The organism is Catenovulum agarivorans DS-2 (assembly GCF_000568405.1).
GTDB classification, from domain to species: Bacteria; Pseudomonadota; Gammaproteobacteria; order Enterobacterales; family Alteromonadaceae; genus Catenovulum; species Catenovulum agarivorans_A.
This window is the reverse complement of sequence record NZ_ARZY01000030.1, coordinates 39,266-58,131: the sequence shown is the minus strand read 5'-3', so window position 1 is coordinate 58,131 and position 18,866 is coordinate 39,266. Positions and strand designations below refer to the sequence as shown.

The 18,866-nt window shown below is 40.7% G+C and carries 18 protein-coding genes; 8 read left to right on the top strand and 10 right to left on the bottom strand.

Annotated features, from left to right (window positions below; genetic code table 11):
- Window positions 1-246: 246 nt before the first annotated feature.
- Window positions 247-729 (bottom strand): SsrA-binding protein SmpB, encoded by a 483-nt coding sequence (gene smpB, locus DS2_RS14465; RefSeq protein ID WP_035015545.1) that lies wholly within the window; start codon window positions 727-729, stop codon window positions 247-249.
- Between the two features lie 183 nt (window positions 730-912).
- Here smpB and DS2_RS14460 point away from each other — a divergent pair, with 183 nt between their 5' ends.
- Genes DS2_RS14460 through DS2_RS14450 form a run of 3 tightly spaced genes read left to right on the top strand, consistent with a single transcriptional unit; the run spans window position 913 to window position 3,292 of the window.
- Entirely contained in the window at window positions 913-1,344 is a 432-nt protein-coding gene (locus tag DS2_RS14460) for a type II toxin-antitoxin system RatA family toxin (protein ID WP_035015544.1), read from the top strand.
- Complete coding sequence (locus DS2_RS14455; RefSeq protein WP_035015543.1) at window positions 1,344-1,676, top strand: RnfH family protein; 333 nt, start codon at window positions 1,344-1,346, stop codon at window positions 1,674-1,676. The genes DS2_RS14460 and DS2_RS14455 overlap by 1 nt, the downstream gene beginning before the upstream one ends.
- A gap of 50 nt (window positions 1,677-1,726) precedes the next feature.
- The gene (locus DS2_RS14450; protein WP_035015542.1) at window positions 1,727-3,292 is read left to right on the top strand and encodes a SulP family inorganic anion transporter; all 1,566 of its coding nucleotides are present in this window, start codon (window positions 1,727-1,729) and stop codon (window positions 3,290-3,292) included.
- Window positions 3,293-3,344: 52 nt separating this feature from the next.
- Here the strand turns inward: DS2_RS14450 and DS2_RS14445 are convergent, their stop codons facing one another.
- Window positions 3,345-3,650: a hypothetical protein gene (locus tag DS2_RS14445; protein WP_035015541.1), complete on the bottom strand. Its 306-nt coding sequence runs from the start codon at window positions 3,648-3,650 to the stop codon at window positions 3,345-3,347.
- Between the two features lie 221 nt (window positions 3,651-3,871).
- On the opposite strand from DS2_RS14445, the gene DS2_RS14440 reads away from it, so the two are divergent.
- The gene (locus tag DS2_RS14440) at window positions 3,872-4,942 is read left to right on the top strand and encodes a potassium channel family protein (RefSeq protein WP_035015540.1); all 1,071 of its coding nucleotides are present in this window, start codon (window positions 3,872-3,874) and stop codon (window positions 4,940-4,942) included.
- On the opposite strand, the gene rrtA is transcribed toward DS2_RS14440, so the two are convergent.
- Window positions 4,933-5,541, bottom strand: a complete 609-nt coding sequence (rrtA, locus tag DS2_RS14435) for a rhombosortase (protein WP_051479906.1) — start codon at window positions 5,539-5,541, stop codon at window positions 4,933-4,935. The genes DS2_RS14440 and rrtA overlap by 10 nt on opposite strands.
- A gap of 132 nt (window positions 5,542-5,673) precedes the next feature.
- Here rrtA and ggt point away from each other — a divergent pair, with 132 nt between their 5' ends.
- A complete protein-coding gene (ggt, locus tag DS2_RS14430; protein ID WP_035015539.1) occupies window positions 5,674-7,419 on the top strand; it encodes a gamma-glutamyltransferase in 1,746 nt (581 codons plus the stop codon).
- 227 nt (window positions 7,420-7,646) lie between these two features.
- Here ggt and DS2_RS14425 read toward each other — a convergent pair whose 3' ends face one another.
- The 3 genes from DS2_RS14425 to DS2_RS14415 all read right to left on the bottom strand — a co-directional run bounded on the left by DS2_RS14425 (window position 7,647) and on the right by DS2_RS14415 (window position 9,730).
- Window positions 7,647-8,084, bottom strand: a complete 438-nt coding sequence (locus DS2_RS14425; protein WP_051479905.1) for a hypothetical protein — start codon at window positions 8,082-8,084, stop codon at window positions 7,647-7,649.
- Between the two features lie 136 nt (window positions 8,085-8,220).
- Window positions 8,221-9,186, bottom strand: a complete 966-nt coding sequence (gene cysK, locus DS2_RS14420) for a cysteine synthase A (RefSeq protein WP_035015538.1) — start codon at window positions 9,184-9,186, stop codon at window positions 8,221-8,223.
- A 229-nt stretch (window positions 9,187-9,415) separates the two neighbouring features.
- Window positions 9,416-9,730 carry an isoamylase early set domain-containing protein gene (locus tag DS2_RS14415; protein WP_035015537.1) on the bottom strand — a complete coding sequence of 105 codons (315 nt, stop codon included), beginning with the start codon at window positions 9,728-9,730 and terminating at the stop codon, window positions 9,416-9,418.
- Between the two features lie 578 nt (window positions 9,731-10,308).
- On the opposite strand from DS2_RS14415, the gene DS2_RS14410 reads away from it, so the two are divergent.
- Window positions 10,309-11,472 (top strand): efflux RND transporter periplasmic adaptor subunit, encoded by a 1,164-nt coding sequence (locus DS2_RS14410; RefSeq protein ID WP_160168575.1) that lies wholly within the window; start codon window positions 10,309-10,311, stop codon window positions 11,470-11,472.
- Window positions 11,473-14,580: an efflux RND transporter permease subunit gene (locus DS2_RS14405; protein ID WP_035015535.1), complete on the top strand. Its 3,108-nt coding sequence runs from the start codon at window positions 11,473-11,475 to the stop codon at window positions 14,578-14,580.
- Window positions 14,581-14,808: 228 nt separating this feature from the next.
- On the opposite strand, the gene DS2_RS14400 is transcribed toward DS2_RS14405, so the two are convergent.
- The 3 genes from DS2_RS14400 to priC all read right to left on the bottom strand — a co-directional run bounded on the left by DS2_RS14400 (window position 14,809) and on the right by priC (window position 16,250).
- The gene (locus tag DS2_RS14400; RefSeq protein ID WP_035015534.1) at window positions 14,809-15,144 is read right to left on the bottom strand and encodes an outer membrane protein assembly factor BamE; all 336 of its coding nucleotides are present in this window, start codon (window positions 15,142-15,144) and stop codon (window positions 14,809-14,811) included.
- Between the two features lie 91 nt (window positions 15,145-15,235).
- Window positions 15,236-15,733, bottom strand: a complete 498-nt coding sequence (locus DS2_RS14395; protein ID WP_152537615.1) for a hypothetical protein — start codon at window positions 15,731-15,733, stop codon at window positions 15,236-15,238.
- A gap of 28 nt (window positions 15,734-15,761) precedes the next feature.
- Window positions 15,762-16,250 (bottom strand): primosomal replication protein PriC, encoded by a 489-nt coding sequence (gene priC / locus DS2_RS14390; protein WP_035015533.1) that lies wholly within the window; start codon window positions 16,248-16,250, stop codon window positions 15,762-15,764.
- Window positions 16,251-16,334: 84 nt separating this feature from the next.
- Here priC and DS2_RS14385 point away from each other — a divergent pair, with 84 nt between their 5' ends.
- The gene (locus tag DS2_RS14385; protein ID WP_035015532.1) at window positions 16,335-17,816 is read left to right on the top strand and encodes a TyrR/PhhR family helix-turn-helix DNA-binding protein; all 1,482 of its coding nucleotides are present in this window, start codon (window positions 16,335-16,337) and stop codon (window positions 17,814-17,816) included.
- Here DS2_RS14385 and DS2_RS14380 read toward each other — a convergent pair whose 3' ends face one another.
- Window positions 17,817-18,821, bottom strand: coding sequence for a diguanylate cyclase (locus DS2_RS14380; protein ID WP_051479903.1), 1,005 nt, complete (start codon window positions 18,819-18,821; stop codon window positions 17,817-17,819).
- Between the last annotated feature and the right edge of the window lie 45 nt (window positions 18,822-18,866).

The window sequence follows — 18,866 nt, the reverse complement described above, 5'->3', positions numbered from 1 at the left end:
AGCAGCAATGAATAAGCCTGATAAAAGCTTGTTCGAATACTGGTTTTCTAAAACTTCATAAGATAGGGCGAACGATGACCGAAGCGGTGCTTCGGTCATCGTTCGCCCATGAAAAAGAGATTTTGCTCTAAGTTATTGCTCTAGCACTTTCCTGACTTTTGTGTTGTTGCTTTGGCATACACCATTTTCTAGCAGCAATAAAGAAGTTAGATAAAGCTTGCAGGCACGCAACCCTATGTCTGTTGGCTATCTAGCGTTGTGTTTCATCACTCGCTCTTTTTGTCGTTCCCAGTCTCTGTCTTTAATGTCGCCACGTTTGTCATGCGATTTTTTACCTTTGGCTAAATGAATCGCAAGTTTTACCCAGCATTTACTCCAGTACATGGCTGTGGCGATAATAGAATAACCATCACGCTCGCGAGCACCGATAAGTTTGTCTATTTCTCGGCGTTTTAATAATAGGCGACGTTGGCGAGTTGGATCGGCGATAACATGAGTTGATGCAGTGTTTAGCGGCTGAATGGTTGCATTGATTAAAAATGCTTCGCCATTTTTAAGGTGAATGTAGCAGTCAGATATATTCACTTTACCGTCGCGAATACTTTTGACCTCCCAACCTTGTAACTCAAGACCAGCTTCAAATTTATCTTCGAGAAAAAACTCGTGTCGAGCCTTTTTGTTTTGCGCTATGGTGTTTGACGGAGCGCCTTTTTTCTTACCTTTTGCCATAAATCCTAACTTGCCTATGTCATGAGAACGCCAAATTGACATGCCATTATACTCAAGCACATTTAAAATGCGAGACTCACGCTATTTTTGTTGTTTTAACAGTGATGTTCAACTCAAATTGCATTGAGTAAAATGGTCAATTTTGTGGTAGCATGCGCGCTCAAATTTTATAGGGGAGTGAGGATGCCGAAAATTCACCGACATGCTTTGGTTATGCATAGTGCCGAGCAGATGTACAACTTGGTTAATGATGTAAATGCATACCCGCAATTTGTGCCAGATTGTTTAGGCGCAAAAATCATCGAGCAGTCGGAAAATGAATTGAAAGCGTCGTTGCAGATTGGTAAAGCTGGTATCGGCAAGTGGTTTACCACTCATAATACTATGGTGAAAAATCATTCGGTTAAGATTGAACTAATCGATGGTCCATTTAAAAAACTGACCGGTTTGTGGCAATTCCAAAGTTTAGATGAAGATGCATGTAAAGTGATTTTAGACTTAGAATTTGAATTTTCGACCAAACTGATTGAAGCGGCTTTTGGGAGTATTTTTAACCACATGGCCAATCAAATGGTTAAAGCTTTTACTTCTCGGGCTTCGAAGGTTTATGCCTAATGAAAGAAGAATTGTTAAAAATTGAGATTGCATATGCTTTACCTAAAGTGCAAAGCTTGTTAACTGTGCATGTTGCCGAAGGTGCGACGATTGAAGATTGCATTGAACAATCAGGTATTTTAGCTAAACATCCTGAAATCGATCTTAAATCAAATAAGGTTGGTATTTGGAGCCGTACTCGCAAGCTCACTGAACAAGTTGAGGATGGTGACAGAATTGAAATTTACCGTCCTTTAATTGCAGATCCTAAAGATGTTCGTCGTCGCCGTGCTGAGAAAGCCAAAGAGGAAGGGCGAGCAAATAAAATTACGGGCGGACGCCCTCGTCAGTAAATCAAATCAATTTCGTTATTTAAATTTAATTATTAATTACAGAGATACTCATGTTTAATTTAATCAATTCAAACCAGAGTAATGTAAAAAATGATGTGTTATCAGGTGTGACTGTTGCGTTGGCATTGGTACCTGAAGCTGTTGCTTTTGCATTCGTTGCTGGTGTTGAACCTATGGTGGGTTTATACGCTGCATTTATGATGGGCTTGTTAACTTCAATTTTTGGTGGCCGCCCTGGTATGATTTCCGGTGCAACTGGCGCTACTGCTGTTGTTATGGTGGGGTTAGTAGCTGTTTATGGTGTGCAATATTTATTTGCTGCTGTGCTGTTGGCGGGTCTTTTACAAATTTTGGCTGGTGTTTTTAAGCTCGGTAAATTTATCCGTATTGTACCTCATCCTGTGATGTTAGGTTTCGTTAATGGTCTAGCCATTGTTATTTTCTTAGCACAATTGAGCCAATTTAAATCGCCAGATGAGCTGGGGCATTGGCAGTGGATCCAAGGTGAAAACTTAACTTTAATGCTTGGATTAGTTGCGCTAACTATGGCGATTGTCCACTTTTTGCCTAAGTTAACGACCGCGGTACCATCAGGTTTAGTCGCGATTGTTGTGGTCTCTGGTATTGTGATAGGTATGGATTTAGACACGCGCAATGTTATCGACTTTGTACGTGAAATGTTGCCTGCTGATCAAGCTGCTGACGCATCATTAAAAGGTGAGTTGCCGACATTTGCGATTCCAATGGTGCCGTTTACTTGGGAAACTTTAGTGATTATTTTCCCGACTGCATTGGTGATTGCAGCCATTGGTTTGATTGAGTCTTTACTAACCTTAACCTTGATTGATGAAATTACCAATACGCGTGGTCAGGGTAACCGTGAATGTATTGGCCAAGGTATTGCGAATACCACCAATGGTTTCTTTGGTGGTATGGGTGGTTGTGCCATGATTGGCCAGAGTATGATTAATATCAATTCAGGTGGTCGTGGGCGTTTATCTGGTATTACCGCAGCGCTTGTATTGTTAGGCTTCATTCTCTTTGCTGCTGAGTTAATTGAGATGATTCCGCTAGCTGCACTTGTGGGCATTATGTTTATGGTGGTGTTGGGTACATTTGAATGGTCGTCATTTAGAATTATTCGTAAAGTACCAGCATCAGATGCATTTATTATCGTATTAGTTTCTGGGGTAACCGTTGCATACGATTTAGCAATTGCTGTTGTGGTTGGGGTTATTGTTTCTGCGTTAGTATTTGCCTGGAAACATGCCAAACATATTCAAGCAAATACCTATATCGATGACAAAGGCCATAAAGTTTATGAGTTACGTGGGCCAATTTTCTTTGCTTCAGTGACTAGCTTTAAAGAGTTGTTTACCCCGGAAGATGACCCTGAGCATGTGGTTATCGAATTCCAGCGTTCACGTGTGAGTGATCACTCTGGTATCGAAGCGCTAGATGGCTTGGCGGATAAATATGAAGCTTTAGGTAAGAAATTACACTTACGTCATTTAAGTCCAGAATGTCGTAAATTACTTAAACGTGCTGATGATTTATGCGAAGTGAATATTATGGAAGATCCAGATTATCACGTTGCAAGTGATAAGTTGGGCTAATAATTATAAACCATTGAGGCCGATTAAGCTGGCCTCAATGGTGTTGGCAAAACTAGTTTTGCGGTTTTTCAACAGTTTTGTTGGTTAACGCTATCACTTCAATCGACAAATCTTGTGGATTCATTTTCATCATGGCTAAGGCCATCGGCTGATTAAAATTGGCTGCATCTTGCTCAATCATTGCAATTTCTTGTTTCAACTGAACATTATTGCTTATAGTATTAGCAATACATTCAGCATTTTGCTGCAAAGTGGTTTTATCTACACAGTTATAGATATTTACCTTTTGCTCAGCTTGAGTTGAAAATGATGCGGCAAAAGCGATCGCTACAGTTAACGCAAATTGTTTTTTATACATACGAACCATCCAGCTTATAAAGGTTATTGCATGTATATAGCATGCGACAAATTTGCGAAATTTACTAATTTTTAACAACTGTTTTTAAACTAGAAATTTGATGACCGTAAACATATGTTTACAAAAAATCTAACTAGAGCGTCTTTACTTGGTTTTTTGAAACTATATTGTAATATTTGCGGCACTAATTGGAGCCAAACTGCACGGATATAAACAAAGCTATGATTTTTAATAGACTCATTTCGATTATTAGGCGGCATGTTCATCATTTTTCTTGGCCGTTTTTACTATTTTTATTGCTTGGCCACTTTGTTGGAACCTGGCTAGGTTTGCGTTTGACGGATGAGGTAGATTTAGCCAATTGGCTGGTTTATCCCTATTATTATGTGGTGACTACATCTACAGTGGGTTACGGTGACTACAGCCCAGTAACAGATGCTGGCAGAATTTGGGTATGGTTTTTTCAAATTCCGATTGGTTTGGCTTTGTTTGGTGCGTTTTTAGGTAAAGCCGGGCAAACAATTGCAGTTTTTATGAGGCGAAAAGTAATGGGTACAGGTAAGTTTGAACATTTAGACAATCATATTATTTTAATTGGCTATCATCAGTTAGTGACTCCTAAAGTGGTTGAGCAAATACTCGCGGATAAATATAGAGAAGGGCGCAAAATTTTGCTGTGCGATACGCACCAGCCTGAGCACCCTTTACAAGAATATATGGAATGGCTCGATTATGCCCGAGTAACTAGTTTTACTTTAGACAGTGAATTGCAGCGAATTGGCTTGAGCAAGGCAGATAAAGTGATTATTTATGCCAATGGCGATGATCAAACTTTAACCACGGCTTTAAAGCTGAGCAAATATGTTAAAGCAGATTGCCACATTACCGCATGGTTTAATGATGAGTCTAAAGTCGAGTTGTTGCGAGCGCATTGCCCTAACATTGAATGTTTTAGTTCAAAGGTGGCTGAATCTTTGGTGCGTTCAATGCAAGATCCAGGTGCCAGCCGAGTGCAAGAGCAACTTTTGTCGGGCTTGTTTGGTGATACGCAATATGCTTTACAGGTGCCGGCTGACTTACCTAAGGCTTTTACTTATGGGCAGCTGTTTAATGCGTTTAAGTTGAAACATGATGCGACCTTGTTAGCTATTGCTAAAGAACGCAATGGTAATCAGCTTGAAGTGAATCCAGAATTAACCACCTGCATTAATCCTGGTGATTTCCTTCACTATATTGGTAATCATAGGATTAATGCGGCAGATATTGACTGGTCTCAATTTTATCAATCTTGATTATTATTCATCTCTAGCTGCTTAGCTTTGACCAGTTCTCCAAACATATATAGCAATGCGGCTAACACTCCAGCTAAATGTGCTTCTACCGCAACATCTGCTTGGATCATCGATGCGGTTGCGGCACTGGCGCCATATAACATTTCGTAAATCACTTTAGCAAATACGCCCAATAGCAATAAATAACCTGTTTTGTCTTTGTGTTGGATATCTTGAATTGCCCCCCAAACTATCAAACCGTGCAAAATGCCTGAAAAGCCAGAATAAACGCCAATGTCGGTAAAAAAGTAAATATAAGCTGTGATTAAACAGGCGTTCATAATGATAAAGCTAAATAGTTTTCTGCCTTGATAAAACTTGCCGTGTAGCGCCCACAATGCGATAAAAGCACCTGTATTGAGTACGTAGTGATACCAGTTAGTATGAATAAAATGCCCGGTAATAATGCGCCAACTTTGTTGGTTTTGTAACTCGGTGTAGTTGTATCTTAGCCAACTTTGACCTTCTGCTGGGATTAACATAAAAAAGGTAAAAAGGCTGATATAAAACGCCAGTATAGGCCACTTTTGCCATGGAAGATTTTGAATAATGTGCCGCATAATATACAGATAGCTAATTTACATGCGGCTCATTATAAAGGAAAAAATGACAATGTAGGAAGGTTGAGCATTTACCTTGCTGAATAACTTGTATACTTAGTGGTAAGCTTATTAAATTTTAGGGATTAAACAATGAATGTTTGCAAACTGTTATCTGTCTGTTTTTCCAGTATGTTGATTATTGCATGTACGCACAGTTCAACTGTTGAGATTAGTCAAGTTGAAGCGCGAGATCCCGAGGCCGCAACAGGCATTAAACATAAGAAATTGGTCACGGCTGAGCATGCTATGGTTGTTGCAGCTAACCCATATGCGGTGGAAGCTGGGCTAAAAGTACTAAAGTTAGGTGGCAGTGCGTTTGATGCGGCAATTGCGGTACAAATGGTTTTAACGCTAGTTGAGCCACAATCATCAGGTATTGGTGGTGGTGCTTTTATTTTACATTGGGATGAAAAACACAAAAAGCTAACCGGCATAGATGGCAGAGAAACCGCACCTGCAACCGCAACGAGTGAGTTATTTTTTGAAAATGGTTCGCCAGTATCATGGCATCAGGCTGTGGTTGGTGGGCGCAGTGTTGGTGTCCCAGGCTTGATTGCTGCTTTAGAGTTGGGGCATAAAAAATATGGCCGCTTGCCATGGAAATCTTTATTCAAATCAGCGATTGATTTATCTATTCAGGGGTTTGTTGTTTCTCCGAGACTTGCGAGTTTACTTGAAAAAAAACTCAACCCTGGAGTTGAAACGTTAGCAGCGAGCCAAGCGTATTTTTATCCGAACGGCCGTGCATTAACGGCAGGTCAAGTTAAAACCAATCTAGCATTGGCCGCTAGTTTGCGTTTAATTGCCGAGCAGGGCAGTGAGGGTTTTTATCAGGGTCAGTTGGCCGCTCAAATTGTTGATGCTGTGCAAAATAGCCTTGTTGCTCCTGGGCTACTGTCGATGAATGATTTAACCAGTTACCAAGCCAAATGGCGCGAGCCTATTTGCCAAACATATCATAGCTATAACGTGTGTGGTTTTGCTCCGCCTACCTCCGGTGGGACAACAGTTTTATCTACCTTGAAGTTACTTGAACCCTTTAATTTAGCGGACTTTTCAGCTAATTCGCCTGCAGCTTTGCATCTACTATCTCAAGCTTGGCGTTTGTCTTTTGCAGACCGAAACCATTATTTGGCTGATCCTGATTTCGTTGACGTACCTGTTGAGCAGTTATTGTCGGATGAATATTTGCACGCGCGTCGACAGTTAATTAACCAAGATTCTGATATGGGCTTGGCGCAAGCTGGTTTGTTTGACGCCTCTGCTGGTTTATCTCATCAGCAACCGAGCACCACACATATTAGTATTGTTGATCAATGGGGCAATGCCGTTTCTATGACCAGTAGTATTGAAATGGCTTTTGGCTCTGCGGTTATGGTTGGAGGTTTCTTGTTAAATAATCAATTAACCGATTTTTCGTTCGCAGCGGAAAAGTCAGGTGAATTAGTTGCGAATCGAGTGGAGGCGAACAAACGTCCACGAAGTTCGATGGCGCCTACTCTTGTATTTGATCAGCACAATAACTTCAAAGGGGCGATTGGTTCACCAGGTGGTGCACGCATTATTAATTATGTCAGTCAAACTTTAGTGGGGTTGATTGATTGGCGATTGGATATTCAATCGGCAATTGATTTAGCGAAAATTACTAACTTAAATGGCTCGACAGCGATTGAAAAGGGTACTGATTTGGCAGCGCAAGCGGATTATTTTTCAGATTTGGGTCATAAGGTGGTTGTGCGTGACTTAAATAGTGGCTTGCATGGTATTTGGCTTGAAGGTAGTAAATTAACTGGTGGTGCTGATCCGCGGCGCGAAGGTGTCGCTATGGGCTATTAGGATGTGCAAGGATGGTCAAGTTTGTTTTTAGCTATAACTCAATTGGTTGGAAAATGCTGGGGCAATAACTTAGAGCAAAATTTCTTTTTCATGGATGAAAAAGCGAAGCGTACATGGATTGTATTCACAGCGGTTTTGCGAAAGTTATGCGCCAGCAGTTTCCGAGCATAGCACTTAATTTGAAGCTATCAGTGGAATGTCACTAGCACCAAAGTCCAAAGAACTTGCTATCTATAAACATCCGCTTTAAGTTTATCCACTAGCCACTTGCCTTGTTGTTTAACCATTACAACATATTTAATGTCGCGGTAGCGGTTACCGTCGTAAGTGCCATCTAACATCAATGATACTGTGGCTTTTTTCGCGCTGGCTGGAATTAACGACCGACCCATTTGGGCTTTGTCTTCTTCGATTTTGACTGTATCGTAGCGGCGATTAAATAATACGCTTTGTACTCGTTTGGCACTGTGATAAGACTCTAAAATGCGGCCATATTGTGGGGTCGCTAATTCAACCGCTGTGGTCAGATCTTGCTGGTTATAGATAGCTTCAAAAAAAGCGATTGCTGCAGGTCCCGGTTGTTCATTTTCTGGTGCTTTGTCACCACAAGCAACTAACAATAAAGATAGGCCAATAACCGTGGCAGTTAAAAGTCGTTTAAGCATAGCTTCCAAAGCTTTATATATGTTCACCTTGTTTTTTATTGTCGTTGTAACACTATCAATTGTAAAGGTTAGATCATAAAAAAAGCGACTCAAATGAGTCGCTTTTTAACCGAATGTTTTATTCGCAAGTGGGTGATTACTGCACTAATTCAGCGTCAGTGAATACTTCAGCAAATAAAGGGCTGCTTAAGTAACGCTCTGCAGAGCTTGGTAAAATAACTACAATGTTTTTGTCTTTATTTTCAGGCTTTTCTGCTAAACGCGCTGCTGCAACAACAGCTGCACCAGAAGAAATACCTGCTAAGATACCTTCTTCTTTCATTAATCTGTGTGCCATTGCCATAGATTCTTCATTCGAAACTTGTTCAACTGCGTCAACTAAATCTAGGTCTAAGTTACCAGGGATGAAGCCTGCGCCGATACCTTGGATTTTGTGTGGACCAGGTGTTAAGTCTTGGCCAGCTTTCGCTTGAGCGATAACTGGTGAATCAGTTGGTTCTACCGCAACTGATTGAATGGCTTTACCTTTGGTATTTTTGATGTAACGGCTAACACCAGTAATTGTACCACCAGTACCAACACCCGCTACAAAGATATCAATTTCACCGTCAGTTGCTTCCCAAATTTCAGGACCTGTTGTTTTTTCATGAATTTCAGGGTTAGCTGGGTTTTCAAATTGTTGCAATAAAACGTATTTGTTTGGATCTGAATCACGAATTTCTTCAGCTTTAGCGACCGCGCCTTTCATGCCTTTAGGACCTTCGGTTAAAACAATGTTTGCACCTAAAGCTTTTAATAATTTACGGCGTTCTAAGCTCATTGTCGCTGGCATAGTTAAAGTTAATTTGTAACCACGTGATGCAGCAACAAACGCTAATGCGATACCAGTATTACCAGAAGTTGGCTCAACAATTTCTTTACCAGGGCCCAATAAACCTTTTTTCTCAGCATCCCAAATCATATTCGCGCCAATACGACACTTAACACTAAAACTTGGATTGCGAGCTTCTACTTTTGCGTAAACATTGCCTGAAGTTACGCGGTTTAATTTAACTAGCGGGGTGTTACCAATAGATAGTGAGTTATCTTCGAAAAATTTCATTTGAATATATCCTTCGTTGTCGTTATTGGAAGATTTATTGGTATCTAAGCTTATACCTAAAGTTCAGAAAAAGAAGTGCTTTTTTGTTATAACAAATAGCTATTTGCTTGAAACGAATTGGTATGGAGGCTTTTACACAAAAGAAGATTGGTTCAGGGGGGAATAGGGCCTGTTTATAAGCAAAGATAAACAGGCTCTAGCTTAATTTTTTTGAGTTTGGGCTAACTAATTATGCGTTGCAGTTAACAACTGAGTTGTCAGTGCCACCTACAGGTGAAGGTGCATAATTATCTGCATCCCAATCATTTTCCCAAACATCGCCGTTTAATAGGTATTTGAACTGATATTCTTTACCTGATTCTAAGTCGATGTTTAAGCTGAAATCACCGTTTTTAAGGCGCTTCATTGGAGTCGAAGCTTCATCCCACTCATTGAAGTCACCAACGAGATATACTTTGTCAGCTTGCTGTGCTTGTTCAGCAGTTAAGCGAAAAGTTACTTTACATACAGGTTTTGTTTTTAGAAATTGTTTCTTCAGGCTCATACTCGATCCCTTTAGTTAATTAATGGAAGACATTGATACATTTAGCGTGCAATTAAATTGATACAATTACTATACCAGCTCGTATATATTGCATCGGCTCAGTAATTATTGGCCCTCTTTATTATGAGCAAGGTCTAGCTGATGAATTATCACGCGAAACCGATGTTAGTATAGCAATAATTTTAATATGCACACTAGACTGATTTTTATTCAAAATCTGATTTTTCGCGATTATTTCAGCTGTGTGTTACTTATAGATGAAAATAACGTTATAAATAGCAATAGAGCTAAATCAATATAAATAGCGATAATCAGCAGGAGATAAAAGCCATTTAGGCAAGGCAAGTTGGCACAGGCATAGTGGTTCTATATCAAGCCAACTTAACGCAGTATAAATGGCTTTTAGCCCTGCCTTTCAGGAGCCTCACAGACAGCCCACTTCTGTGTTGTATCATTTTGAAAGGTGCCTACATTCCTGCAATGATACGCCTTGAATTGAACTGTCTGTGATGGCTCTGATACTCGCAATTTATATTGATTTAGCTCTATGTGGCTTTAAACAAAAAGGAATCCGTATCGTGAACACTCGCAAGCTACCTTGGCGATTGATATTGCCAATAGTTATTTTGTTCGTCGCAGTTATCGTTTTTTATATATTAAAAATGCAAGCGCAACCTGTTCCGCAAAATCCGATAGAGCATTCTCCGCCTTTGGTGGCCGCGCAGGCGCTGAGCAAACAGCGTTGGCCTTTTATAATTGAAAGCCAAGCTGTTGTGAGTGCGAAACAGCAAACTCAGCTAAGTAGTGAGGTTACTGGTAAGGTCGAGCTTTTGTCTAGCCAGTTTGAAACTGGCCGTTTTGTTGATTCGGCAAGTGTTTTGTTGCAGGTGTCGGATGCCAATTATATTGCAGATTATAAATCGGCGCAGGCGACTTTAAGTGTTGAACAAGCCAATTTGCAGCAAGAGCTTGCGCTTGGTGAAGTGGCCGAAGCCGAATGGCAATCTTATGGCGAACAAGCCAATGCGCTTGCATTGCGTAAGCCACAAATTGCGGCGCAACAAGCTAAAGTTGCGTTTGCTCAAGCGCAGTTAGATAGAGCGAAACGAGAGTTACAAAGGACCAAAATTAAAATGCCCTACGATGGGGTAATTGTTGAGCGTTTAGTGAGTATTGGTGATTTACTGACCCCAGGAACTCGGGTCGCGAAGGTTATTGCTACCGCACAAGCAGAAGTTCGTCTTCCTTTGACTTTAGCTCAGTATCAAAAATTACAAGCGAGCTTTGCAGCGACAAAAAAGGTGCAATTTGCACCAATTGCAGTCGAATTATTCAACAACTTGGCGCAGCCCATGCGCTGGCAGGCTCGTTTAGATCGCATTGAGCAGTTGGTTGAAAGTGATACTCAAATTTTTTATGCGATAGCGGTAATCGATGACCCGTACAACCTAAATCAAACTCATGCATCACCACTTGCGGTGGGTCAGTTTGTAAAAGCTGAGATTAGCCTGAACACTGAAAAAGAAAGTTACAAAATATCTCGTAGTTTATTGACGCCTAGAATGAAGCTCTTGGTTGCAAACGATGGCAAGTTAAGAATCCGTACACCGAATATATTGCACCAAGACCAAGATTTTATTTATGTTGATAATGGACTCAAACCTGAAGATTTATTAATTGTATCGGCTTTGAGTAAACCTGTTGATGGTATGTCTGTTCGGGTTAAACAAGGAGAGCAATAAATGACAACTCAAGCATATAAACGAGGGATCATAGCTTGGTTTGTAAATAACCCTGTTGCCGCCAATTTGTTAATGGTCGCCATTGTCTTGGCTGGGATTTACTCGGTATTTACCATTCGAAAACAATCTTTTCCGACCATTCAACTGGATGAAATCCATGTGCAAATCCCTTATTTAGGTGCGGCGCCTCAAGAAGTTGAAGAGGGCGTTATTCTTAAAGTTGAAGAGTCGGTTAAGCGCATTGAAGGGATAAAAAAGATTGAATCAATTGCTCAAGAGGGCTTAGCAAGAGTCATTATTGATGTGGCCGACGGTTATGATGTAATCGAAATTTTAAATGAAGTTAAGGTTCAAGTTGACGCCATTGCGAGTTTGCCAGACAACACTGAAAAGCCGGTTATTTATCGAGTAAAGCCTGAGCAAGCAGTATTGTGGCTACAGGTGTATGGACAAATTTCAGAGCAAATGATGAAGGAGTATGCTAATCAACTGCGTGATGAAATTGTCCAACTGCCAGGTATCTCTTCGGCCAACGTTGTTGGCGCAAGAGAATACGAAATTGGCATTGAAATTAGCTCAGAAAGGCTAAGTGCTTATGGTTTGACGCTTAATCAAGTTGTGCAAAAAGTCCGGGCTTCGTCGGTAAAGATGCCAGGTGGTACCATTAAAAGTGACAATGGTGACATTTTAATTCGCACTGACAGTCAAGCTTACACTGCAGCTGATTTTGCGCAAATTGTGGTATTGCAACGGCCGGATGGCACATTTGTATCGTTGGCAGATGTGGCGGACATTAAAGATGGTTTTGTTGAACGCGCAGCTTTTTCTAACTTTGATGGACAACCAAGCATTGGTATACAAGTGAATTCGGTTGGCAACCAAAATGATTTACAGATTTCGAAAACGGTTAAAGATTATATTGCCGACATTGAGCCTAGTTTACCCAGTGAAGTTAAACTCGCGGTGTGGGGAGACAGTTCTTATTACTTGAATGGCCGCTTAGAGTTGATGCTGAACAATATGCTGATGGGCGCATTGCTGGTATTTGTTATTTTATCCGTTTTTTTGCAGTTAAAGCTGGCGGTTTGGGTCATTGTTGGTTTGTTTGTATGTTTTCTCGGTGCTTTGGCTATGATGCCGCACGTTGGTGTTAGCATAAATATGATTAGCCTTTTCGCCTTTATATTGGTTTTGGGCATAGTGGTAGATGACGCGATTATTATTGGTGAGAGTGTGCATGATACCGTACAGGCCCATGGCAATAGCGTGCAAAACGTCGTGCGTGGCGCGCACCAAGTTGCTGTGCCAGCCACTTTTGGTGTGTTAACCACCATAGTGGCTTTTATTCCAATGTTAATGGTTCCAGGCGCTTCTTCGCCCATTTGGGGCTCTATCGGTATGGTTGTCGTGCTGTGTTTGATTTTTTCATTGATTGAATCAAAGTGGATATTGCCATCGCATTTGGTTTCGCATCACCACCAATCTCGCTCTGCAAGCCAATTAAACCTGTTAACTAGGCTTAGAAACTGGGTTAATCAGCAATTGAATCATTTTGTCCAGCATAGATACGCACCATTTTTAGCCAAATGTGTCGATTATAGATACACAGTATTGGCGGTGTTTTTAAGTTTGCTTATTGTCACTGCTGGGTTAGTGGCTTCGGGGGCGGTTCGTTTTGTGTTCTTCCCAAATTTACCTAGTGATTATGTGCAAGCAAGCATCACCATGGAAGATGGTACGCCGGATGTGACAACCAATAAAGCGTTAGCTCGATTGGAATCTGCGTTATATCAGGTACATCAACAACATTATCCTGAGCTAGAGCAGCAAATTATTGCGCATAGTTCAGCGTTTAATACCGGTCAAACCACAGGACTTATTTGGGCTGAATTAAATCGTGATTACGCGGGGAAAATTGATGGGGTGGAAGTGGCCAACAAATGGCGAGAGGCTTTTGGTGAAATGCCGGGCGTCCGCTCTGTTAGTTTTAATGGTTCAATTCAAGGTGGGGCGGGTTCAGATTTAGAATTTTTATTTAGAAGTGACAATAGCGAGCAAATTGCTGCGGCGGCTCAATCCTTAAAAACTAAGTTGCAGGCTTATCAAGGTGTTTACGACATTGATGATTCTTATAGTGGCGGTAAAGACGAGTTGCAGCTATTTGTTAAACCTGCTGGCACTGCACTGGGTTTAGATTTGGCCAATTTATCTAGTCAGGTAAGAGCGGCATTTTATGGCGCTGAAGTTCAGCGAATACAGCGTGATGATGAAGAAATTAAAGTGATGGTGCGCTACCCAAAAGCGCATCGTCAGTCTGTGCAAAGTTTAGAGCAAATGTGGTTGGAATTACCCAGTGGTAAACGCGTGATATTTTCCACCGTTGCTGAATACAAAATGGCAAGTGGTTATTCGTCGATTCAGCGAATTGATTACCAAAGGTCGGTAAGCGTAACAGCAAAAGTGGATAAAAGTTTTGCTGAACCAGGCAAAATTGCAGCAGACGTAACTGACAATATTATTCCTGATATTTTGCAGCAATATCCGGATGTGCAGTTTGAATTATTTGGTGCTTCTAAAGAAGAGCAGGAAGCCATGGTGAGTTTGGGTATTGGTTTTATTTGTGCCCTAGTGGCAATTTATGCTTTGATGGCGATCCCACTTAAGTCTTATATGCAGCCATTTATCATTATGTCGGTTATACCATTTGGCATACTTGGTGCTGTTATTGGTCATATCCTACTTGGGTTGTCGATTAGTATATTGTCGTTTTTTGGGGTGATTGCTCTGGCGGGTGTTGTGGTGAATGATTCGCTGATTTTGGTTGATTTTATTAATCGAGCTCGCCGGCAAGGAGAAAGTGTACTGAACTCAATTCAACAAGCGGGGGCTAAACGTTTTAGAGCAATATTATTGACATCTTTGACGACCTTTTTTGGTTTGATTCCTATTGTCTCTGAAACAAGTTTACAAGCACAAATTGTGATCCCCATGGCAGTGTCGTTAGCTTTTGGTATTCTATTTTCGACCGTCATTACACTTTTGTTATTGCCTGTTTTATATGCGATCTTAAGTGATCTGCGTGGTGTATTTAAGTTGACCAAGGGTTAATGTTTTGTTGGTTTTTTGCGCATTTTAAGTGCAGAGGTACGATTAGCCTATTCATTTTAAAGATAGGTATTCCATTTTTGACTGACTTTCATTATCATAGCTGCGACTTAAACGATTAATTCTATTTAGTTGTTTAAGTCTGTTGTGTGTAAGTGTGAGGGCGATTTTTGTGTGAGTCGTTCTCGGGCAAACCAGTTTGTGTGCTGGTTTGCCGTTTACTTCTACTTGTTATTCATCTATCGGTTGGTCGAACTCTTCAGGCTTGTCGACAGTTCCAGTCATATCAACTAATTTGCCATCTTCAAAGTTTAAGATTAAGTCCATACGTTTGGTATCTCTACCATCACCATAGTCGACCTGGTAAACGTAATACCATTTATTTTTACTAAAAGAGTCTTTTAAAACGGGTTTGCCCAATACAAAGATAACTTGTTCTTTGTTCATATTTTTACGTAATTTAGCAACATCTCTTTTTTCAATATAGTTGCCTTGACGAATATCAATTTTATACGCGCAAGCTGATAACAAGCAGATAGCGCCAATACATATGAGTTTTTTCAGCATAACCTTATTCAAAATCTTTTTAGTTCCAAGCTATTGGGTGTTTGGTGAGTGAGTATAGCGACTATAGACAGTGCTATAAAGCAATAGTTTCTTATTTCATTTGACCAATATTTTTAATTGCGCCTCGAGGGATAATACGTTTAATGCCATTTTCATCAAATGCAAAGTCAAGCTGAATGGTATTAGTGTCAAATAAAGAGATTTTTCCATCGATAATCAGTTCGTATTTGCCTTTGATATTGCGATTTGGTGCTTTGCGTAATTCAATGACGTGATCGCCAATTTTATAAACAAAGGTTGAGAAATATCCTTTGGAAAATTCAGAAACCCAAATGTATTGATCTTGATGTAAATAGAGCGCCAGTGTGTATTGCTCCGGTACTTGGCTTACTGCGACGCTTGAGTTTCCAGCACTAAAGCGAGTCCCTTCATCAGTCATTTTGTAGCTAAAACCAAAGTCGACTGGTTTTTTTAGCCCTGATGGATAAACAATAATTGCTTGCCCTGGGAGGTCGAATTCTGCACTGGCTTTGGTACTTACAAACAGGGCCAGCAAACATAAATACATGATGGATCTAGAGAAAAACATATACACTCCTTTGGGCAATAATCTGAGCTTAGTAAAAATTACGTTTTTGTTCAAATCGACTGATTTGACTTTCTAACTTTTCGATAGCGTCTAAACAGCGTTGACGACGAACTCTGAGCTGGTGGTTGTCGGGTAAGTTAGGGTTTAAGCGAATTTGATCATCAAACCTGGTTAGGTATTGGCGATATTCAGCTAATTTTTTATGCATTCTTCCTAAGCGGCTGGTGTAGTTACTTTCATTGGAGATGTCTTCAATTTTTTGATTCACTGCACATTTGGTCAACAGCTCTAGTTGGTCATTGAGGCGGTCGAACAGCCTTTCATTATTGTGTGCGAAACACTGGTCAATCAGCTGTTGAGTTTCGCTTGCGTAGTCTTGTAGCAGTTCTGACTGACATGCATAGCTAGAATGGAACTGTAGTAGACTGATAATTTTTTCTTGATATGGCAGTTGACTAATTTTGCTGATCAGCTGATTTAACGTTTGTTCTGTTTTTGTTTTTAGAGGCTCAGCCATGTTGGACAGTTGCAAATAGCGAATTTCAAATCGATAGGCTAAGCTTAAACTAATTTTGATTAATTAGCATTAGTTGAGTCTTGTATGCGGCTTGAAATTCGATGTGAAAATAGATTAGGTATTACCCAGGACGTGTTGGAAATTTTAGTGCGTCATCAAATCGATTTGCAGGGCATCGAAGTACACCCACAGAAAATATTTGTCCACTTTCCCAATATTGAATTTGCGGAGTTTCAACACTTAATGCCAGAAATTCGCCGTGTTGATGGGGTGTTTGACGTGGTAAAAGTTGACTATATGCCACTTGAAATTCAGTCGGCGGAATACGACAGGCAGCTAGATACTAGTTGTGAGAAATGGCTGAGTGTTGATACCAACGGTGCGCTTATTCGGATGAGTGTTTCAGCCAAGGGGTATTTTACGCGCATTGTTAAACAAGAGCTTGCTGATGTGTCAACTTGGATTAAAGGGTTTAATTTAAACCGTTGGTTAGATAAACAACCAAGCGAAGGTTTATTGGCCGTTGCCGAGGTGGCCGAGCAAACTTTTCAACTTGAATTGCAGCCTTTGTGGTTGAACAATTATAAAGGCAGTCGTGAATTTTCTGGCGCAGTTGTACGTTTTATTGAAAGCCATTCACAGTATCCGAATGAACATAAAGCGCACGCAATTAACAACTCAATTGTGCAAAATTCGGCTGTTATGCGCAAAGTGGTTCGTGAGTGTAAAAAATTGGCGGTAACCACTCAGTCTGTTTTACTGATTGGTGAGATGGGCACAGGCAAACAATTGATTGTAGAGCTTATGCATGCACTTGGCCCATTTAACACTCGGCCTTTGACTGTTATCGATTTAAATAACTCTAATGTTTTTCAACAATTGGATAAGGTGAATTTGCAGCTCTGTGGTGGTTTGTACCTGAAACATTTAGATTCGTTACAGCCAGATAAACAAGCAGAGTTGCTGCAATGGCTGACTGATCATCTGGACGATTTACCCCAAGTGAAGTTATATGCATCGACAAAATATAGTTTAAATTCAGCGGTGCAGCTTGGAACCTTTAGTGAACCCCTGTTGTATCGGTTAGCTGGTTGTAAGCTGATGGTACCGAGTTTGCGCCAACGACCAGAAGATATTGCCGAACTCACGCAATTGTTTGTGCAAAATATCTGTGCTGAATTAGGGACAGCGCCGATTGATATTTCACAAGATGCCATCAAGTTTTTGCAGGCCTATAGTTGGCCGGCCAATGCAAATCAGCTATATAATGCATTGTATCAAGCTGTTGTGCTTTCTGGCCGTCAGCCTTTGTTAGTTAGTCATATTCGTGTTGATGATGATAAACAACAAGATGATGATTTGCTGTCTGTGCAAGATTATTTAGATAATGGTTTAGATGAAGCCGTTAAGCAGTTTGAAAGTACTTTACTGCGTAAACTTTATCCTTATTATCCAAGTACGCGGCAATTGGCTAACAAGTTGGGTTTAAGCCATACTGCAATTGCAAATAAACTGCGTGAGTACGGTATTAATAAAACCACGGTTAAAGTGGCGCGACGTTCGTGATTACTGAGCGTCGTAGCACACTTGGTTTCGGCCGTTTTGTTTCGCTTGGTACAAATACTTGTCCGCTTTGGCGACTGCGTTAGTCACTGTAGTTAACGGATGTAGTTCTGCAACCCCAATACTGACGGTCACTTGTTTTCTAAAGTGTTTAATTTCAAAGTGATGTGTTGCCACTTTATTTAACAGCTTTTCGGCTACTTCTATTGCCTGCTGGGTGTTGGTATCTGGCAGCATAATTAAAAACTCTTCACCACCCCAGCGGGCGACAATGTCATGTACACGAATGTTTTGGGTAAAAATATTCGCGAGCTCTTGCAGTACGATATCACCAACGTCATGACCAAAGCCGTCGTTAATGGTTTTGAATCTATCCACATCTAATAATAGTAAGCTCAGGGTTGAGTTATTTCGACTTAGTCGAGCATATTCTTTGTTAATTTGTTCCATCATTTCACGGCGATTGGCTAAGCCAGTTAACGGGTCTGTTTTAGCCAGTTGTTCAAACTTATCGCTTAGACTTTGAATGTGCTCGTAGGAAGCTTTTCTAGAGTATTCGTAGCAGCAAGATAAGAAGGTGACAGTAAAAAAGGACAATATAAACCTCAGTTTATAACTGTCGGTGTAATCGGCCAAAATAAAATGTCCACCGTTAAAGTAGAGCAGAAATAAGCATAACACACTAAACAATACAATATTGAACAACCCTAAAGATAAACCGCCCAAAAACAACGCCACTGGTGGCAGTATGTAAGTCCACAGCGGCCCTGTGTTGTCTACTCCGCCAGAATAAATGAGGTAGAGCATCAGTAGGGACAAGCTATACAAAACCAGCCGAGAGGGCAGGTGGTAGCTTGAAGAAAAGCGAATAGCTAAATGGGCGGCAAAGAAAATGAGTGCGGCAGACGTTAATACCATGGCCAACACAAAATTACTTTCTAGCAATGCGCGAAAACCCATTGCTAAAGTTAAGCAGGTGCCAACCAATGCGAATAAGTTAATTATCATAAAGCGCCGTCGCGCTTCGGTATCCGCGTGCCGAGGTATGCCGCT

Bases quoted from the DNA above. Each gene is read 5' to 3' on its own strand.
- smpB (WP_035015545.1), bottom strand. From the start codon at position 729: ATGGCAAAAGGTAAGAAAAAAGGCGCTCCGTCAAACACCATAGCGCAA.
- DS2_RS14460 (WP_035015544.1), top strand. From the start codon at position 913: ATGCCGAAAATTCACCGACATGCTTTGGTTATGCATAGTGCCGAGCAG.
- DS2_RS14455 (WP_035015543.1), top strand. From the start codon at position 1,344: ATGAAAGAAGAATTGTTAAAAATTGAGATTGCATATGCTTTACCTAAA.
- DS2_RS14450 (WP_035015542.1), top strand. From the start codon at position 1,727: ATGTTTAATTTAATCAATTCAAACCAGAGTAATGTAAAAAATGATGTG.
- DS2_RS14445 (WP_035015541.1), bottom strand. From the start codon at position 3,650: ATGTATAAAAAACAATTTGCGTTAACTGTAGCGATCGCTTTTGCCGCA.
- DS2_RS14440 (WP_035015540.1), top strand. From the start codon at position 3,872: ATGATTTTTAATAGACTCATTTCGATTATTAGGCGGCATGTTCATCAT.
- rrtA (WP_051479906.1), bottom strand. From the start codon at position 5,541: ATGCGGCACATTATTCAAAATCTTCCATGGCAAAAGTGGCCTATACTG.
- ggt (WP_035015539.1), top strand. From the start codon at position 5,674: ATGAATGTTTGCAAACTGTTATCTGTCTGTTTTTCCAGTATGTTGATT.
- DS2_RS14425 (WP_051479905.1), bottom strand. From the start codon at position 8,084: ATGCTTAAACGACTTTTAACTGCCACGGTTATTGGCCTATCTTTATTG.
- cysK (WP_035015538.1), bottom strand. From the start codon at position 9,186: ATGAAATTTTTCGAAGATAACTCACTATCTATTGGTAACACCCCGCTA.
- DS2_RS14415 (WP_035015537.1), bottom strand. From the start codon at position 9,730: ATGAGCCTGAAGAAACAATTTCTAAAAACAAAACCTGTATGTAAAGTA.
- DS2_RS14405 (WP_035015535.1), top strand. From the start codon at position 11,473: ATGACAACTCAAGCATATAAACGAGGGATCATAGCTTGGTTTGTAAAT.
- DS2_RS14400 (WP_035015534.1), bottom strand. From the start codon at position 15,144: ATGCTGAAAAAACTCATATGTATTGGCGCTATCTGCTTGTTATCAGCT.
- DS2_RS14395 (WP_152537615.1), bottom strand. From the start codon at position 15,733: ATGTTTTTCTCTAGATCCATCATGTATTTATGTTTGCTGGCCCTGTTT.
- priC (WP_035015533.1), bottom strand. From the start codon at position 16,250: ATGGCTGAGCCTCTAAAAACAAAAACAGAACAAACGTTAAATCAGCTG.
- DS2_RS14385 (WP_035015532.1), top strand. From the start codon at position 16,335: ATGCGGCTTGAAATTCGATGTGAAAATAGATTAGGTATTACCCAGGAC.
- DS2_RS14380 (WP_051479903.1), bottom strand. From the start codon at position 18,821: ATGATAATTAACTTATTCGCATTGGTTGGCACCTGCTTAACTTTAGCA.